This window comes from Streptomyces sp. NPDC005151 (genome assembly GCF_053599875.1).
This window is the reverse complement of sequence record NZ_JBSFYR010000209.1, coordinates 1-4,088: the sequence shown is the minus strand read 5'-3', so window position 1 is coordinate 4,088 and position 4,088 is coordinate 1. Positions and strand designations below refer to the sequence as shown.

The window sequence follows — 4,088 nt, the reverse complement described above, 5'->3', positions numbered from 1 at the left end:
TCTACCAGCGGTCCCGTTCCGCATGTAATCCCAGATCAGCGCACATCCGCACGCGCTTGGACAGTGCCCCGACCAGCCTTAACTTCCCGGCCTTGCTTCTTGACCAGCTGCGGCTCAAACGTCCCGGCCCGGTCCCGTGGCACCGTGATCTGCACCGGCCCGGCCTCGGTGGCCACCGTCTTGGACCGGTGGCCGTTGCGGTAGTTCTCCCGCCCGCCTTCGGCCCGCTCACCGGGCTCGTGGCCCAGGTGATCGGTGAGCTCACCCTCCAGAGCGGACTCCAGGACCCGACGGGTCAGCTCGGCCAGCAGGCCGCCCTCCCCGGTCAGTTTCACCCCGTCGGCCTGGGCCCTGGCCACCAACTCGGCGACCAGTCCGTCGTCCACAGCGTTCGCCACATCCACGGCGGCCTCCCCGGCCTCGATGTCACTCGTCACGTCAGTCATCAACTGCCGCTTCCAGCTCGGGAGTTACACCGTTCACCGTACAGACCCGACCTTAGCGAGACCGGAACCGTCCAACGGACGTCTCTCAGTCCTCCAGACTCCCGATCGCCTCGGCCAGCCACTTCCTCTCCTCGGCGCCGGTGGCGCGGGCGATGCGCAACATGCCCTGTCGGAAGAGATCCGGCGCCTCCTCGGCCCGCACCGGCTTGCCGTCGCGGTAGAAGAAGCTGGCCGGGGTATCGAGAAAGGCCTGCCGACGGCGGAGAACGGCGGCCCGCTCCGCCCGGTCGGGAAGATGCCGCAGGAACGAGAGCAGCGTGAAGAAGCGCTGTCCATCGGTGATTTCGACTTCCTTGGGGTACCGAAGCCGGGCCTGCAGCTCGATGCGCCCCGCCTCGGTGAGGGACAGGATCCGCCGGGGTGCGGCTCCGCTTCCGGGCTCGGTGCGTTGCTCGACCAAGCCCGCCTTCGCCAGTCGGGTGATGGCCGGATAGAGCGCACCGTCGCTGACCGGGCGAATGTGGCCGCTGAGGCCTTGAATGCGGGCTTTCAGCTCGTATCCGTGCAGGGGCTCCTCGTAGAGGAATCCCAGAATCGACAGCTCCAGCATGCGCTGCGCCCCTTCCCGCGCCCGTCCGACGCTTGCCCGTCCCGTGCGGTCATGCTATCTCTTTTCGCTGTACCTCTATTCGAGGTACAGCGAAAAGAGGGGGTGCATTGATGGGGGCAGTAGGGCACCGGCGCAAGCTCGTCTCGCTGGCGTATCCGGTCTACTTCGAACTTCTCTCGGGCGTCACGGCCGGGATCATCAACATGGTCTGGGTGGCGCGGCTCGGCGGGGAGGCTGTCGCCGCGGTGGCCGTCGCCACCAATGTCGAGAACCTGCTGCTCGGCATCATCCTCGTCGCCGGATCGGGCACGACGGTGCTGGTAGCACGGTCCAGAGGTGCGAAGGATCCGGCAGCGATGCGCTCCGCCCTGCGCGGCGGCTGGGCGCTGTGGGTGATCGTCACGCCCGTCGTCACTGTCAGCGGATACCTGAGTCGTGAGCCGCTCGCCCGACTCGTGCTCGGGGGCGATGAAGGCGGCTCGCTGTCCCTCGCCACGGGCTATTTCTCGATCGCGCTGCCAGGAATCGCGGTGTTTTTCGCGACCAACGTCGTCGACGGCATCCTCAAGGGCGCGGGCGACACCCGTGCCCCGATGCGGCTCGCAGTGCTCGCGAACGGACTGATCCTCGTGCTGGACCCCCTGCTCATCATCGGGTTCGGCCTCGGAGTCCGTGGCGCGGCGATCGCCACGGTGCTGGGCCGGACAGTGGCGCTCGCCTGCGGTTTCGTGGCCCTGCGCCGCAACGGCGTCCTGCGGCAGGCAGCCAGGGCGCCCCTGAGCCGGCCCAGGTCGCTCGGCTCCGATGCCCGCAGGACGGCTGCGACCGGGCTGCCCATGTCGGCCGACTTCGTCGTACGGATGGCGGGCGCGCTCGCCCTCGTCGCCATCGTCGCCCGGATCGGCGTCAACGAGGTCGCCGCCTACGGGATCGCAACCAAGGCGATGTACGTCGCGACCATGGCCTTTTACTCGGTGCGCCAGAGCGCCGCCATCCACACCGCCCACCTGCTCGGCGCCGGACGCGACGAACGGCGGGCCATCGGACGTCAGGCGCTGCTTCTCGCCGGGGTACTCGGGCTCTCCGCCGCGCTGATGCTGCTCGCCACCGGACCATGGATCATGCGGGCGTTCGGGAGCGAAGGCGAGGTGGCCGAGGCCGGAGCCCTCTATCTGCGATGCCTGGGCCCGTACTTGGTACTGCTTGCCTGCTTCATCGCGCTGGGCGGGGTGTTCGAGGGCAGCGGCGCCAGTCCCGCCCTTGCACGGATCACCACGTTCGGGGTGGTGCTTCAACTGGCGCTTGCGTACAGCCTGTCGAGTTCAGGACTGCCCGGCATCTGCAGTGCCATGGCGGTTTCCATGGCACTGCAGTGCGCAGGCGTCGCCCGGATGTACCGGCGTGCGGAACGTCCGAAGGCCATCGATCACGTCAGCAGTCGTCCGAAAATCTCCGTCGCGGCACCCGACAACACCACACCCGACAACCCACTTGCCTAATGAACGCCGGGAATCTCCCAAGTGTCGGTGCGATAGGACGGCTGGACCAGAAGGATGCGGCCCGCGGCGTCGTGGATGATCGCCCCGGCACCGGCGATATGCCTGGGGAGCGAAGCGTAGTACTCAGGGGGAGGAAGGTGCGTCGGGCTCACAGTGTGATCCTCACTCCTGGTGTGTACGCCTTGTGTGCCACGTCCGCTCACTGCGCAACCGAACCGCTGATCGACGGCGTTCCCCTTCCCGGCCAGACGGCCCTGTAGTCCTAGCTCGGACACCAGGGAACAAGTAACCCGCCGGTAGCTTTCAAGGCTTCGCGGCGGCGGTCTTCTTCGGCTGGCGGGGCACCGACTTCTCGCGGTCGAGGTGCCCGTAGACCGTGGAGCGGGGGACGTTGAACATGTCGGCGATCTGCTGGACGGTCTTCTCGCGGGCGTCGTAGAGCTGCTGGGCGAGTTCGGCTTGATCCGGAGTCAGCTTGGGCCGGCGCCCGCCGACTCGGCCGCGGGCCCGCGCGGAGGCGAGCCCGTCGTTCGTGTTGGCCACGATCAGCTCTCTCTGGAGCTCCGCGCCGGACGACGCCGGGCACGTTCGTGGACCAGCTCGCCGCTGCCGTCCGGAGCCTGCCGTTCCTGGGCTACGTGTACTTCGAGGTGCTGTCGGAGTACCTGATGCTCCACTCCGCCAGCACAAAGACGAAGGCGTTCGCGGAGGCCGGCGAGATGAACAACCAGCTCTACAAGCGCCTGGCGTTCTCCGCGGTCAGCGGCATGGACAAGCTGTTCGACCTGTCCCGCTTCCACCCCGGGCACCAGCGCCTGCACGATCTGATCGCCGGCATCGAGCCCTCTCTCGCTCCCGGAGCAGCGCAGTACACCCGAGACCGCCTCTCCCACCTGCTCACCGCTCTGGCCCTCGACCCCGGCCAGGACGCGACCACCTTCACCTTCCGCGACCAGGACTTCGACAGCCTTGCCCGGACCGCGCTGTCCCTGCTGGGGCAGACACTCTTCCGCGAGATGCGCATTCTTCAGCGCTATCCGCAGCTCTACCTCGTCTTCGAGCAGGCCAAGGCCCTTCGGGCCTTGAACTACTGGAACCACCACCAGATCGCGACGCCGTTCAACGGGTTTCTCCCCAAGGGGGAGATCGGGGTCAACCCCGCCTACCCCGCCGACTGCACGGTGTGGCTGGCGGAGACCTGCGAGCGGGGCCTGATCCACCCGGTCGACGAACTCGACGTCGCCTTCGTGCCCCGCATGGCGGACCTGGGCATGACCGGCCCCCGTTCCCCAGGACCCGGAGCCCGAGCCGGCCGCAGCCTGAACCCGCGACACCACTCGGCCCCTCGCCACGTCCCGGCAAGGGGGCCGACCTTCGATCTGAAAGTTACTGGCGGGTTACTTGTCACCTGGTTCGCCGCTCGTTAACGGCACCCCCAGAGGCCCGCGAGTTCATGGAAACTGAAGGGTCTTCAGCGCGAACCCGAGGGTCCACTGCCTTGATTCTGGGGGATGGACCCGTGGGTTCGCGTCA

4 protein-coding genes and 1 pseudogene are annotated in these 4,088 nt (G+C 67.7%); 2 read left to right on the top strand and 3 right to left on the bottom strand.

Going from position 1 to position 4,088, the window contains the following annotated elements; translation table 11 throughout:
- Positions 1-80: 80 nt before the first annotated feature.
- Together ACWD6R_RS40000 and ACWD6R_RS39995 are read right to left on the bottom strand one after the other, a co-directional pair.
- Positions 81-446: pseudogene (locus ACWD6R_RS40000) on the bottom strand (transposase); the annotation flags it as partial.
- A gap of 85 nt (positions 447-531) precedes the next feature.
- Positions 532-1,056, bottom strand: a complete 525-nt coding sequence (locus ACWD6R_RS39995; protein ID WP_451823260.1) for a PadR family transcriptional regulator — start codon at positions 1,054-1,056, stop codon at positions 532-534.
- A 110-nt stretch (positions 1,057-1,166) separates the two neighbouring features.
- Between ACWD6R_RS39995 and ACWD6R_RS39990 the strand changes: the two genes are divergently transcribed.
- Complete coding sequence (locus ACWD6R_RS39990) at positions 1,167-2,555, top strand: MATE family efflux transporter (protein WP_451823259.1); 1,389 nt, start codon at positions 1,167-1,169, stop codon at positions 2,553-2,555.
- A gap of 303 nt (positions 2,556-2,858) precedes the next feature.
- Here the strand turns inward: ACWD6R_RS39990 and ACWD6R_RS39985 are convergent, their stop codons facing one another.
- A complete protein-coding gene (locus ACWD6R_RS39985) occupies positions 2,859-3,098 on the bottom strand; it encodes a helix-turn-helix domain-containing protein (protein ID WP_451823258.1) in 240 nt (79 codons plus the stop codon).
- Between the two features lie 47 nt (positions 3,099-3,145).
- On the opposite strand from ACWD6R_RS39985, the gene ACWD6R_RS39980 reads away from it, so the two are divergent.
- Positions 3,146-3,982: a hypothetical protein gene (locus tag ACWD6R_RS39980; protein WP_451823257.1), complete on the top strand. Its 837-nt coding sequence runs from the start codon at positions 3,146-3,148 to the stop codon at positions 3,980-3,982.
- The last annotated feature ends 106 nt before the right edge of the window (positions 3,983-4,088 follow it).

Coding starts and splice junctions, on each gene's coding strand:
- ACWD6R_RS39995 (WP_451823260.1), bottom strand. CDS start 1,056: ATGCTGGAGCTGTCGATTCTGGGATTCCTCTACGAGGAGCCCCTGCAC.
- ACWD6R_RS39990 (WP_451823259.1), top strand. CDS start 1,167: ATGGGGGCAGTAGGGCACCGGCGCAAGCTCGTCTCGCTGGCGTATCCG.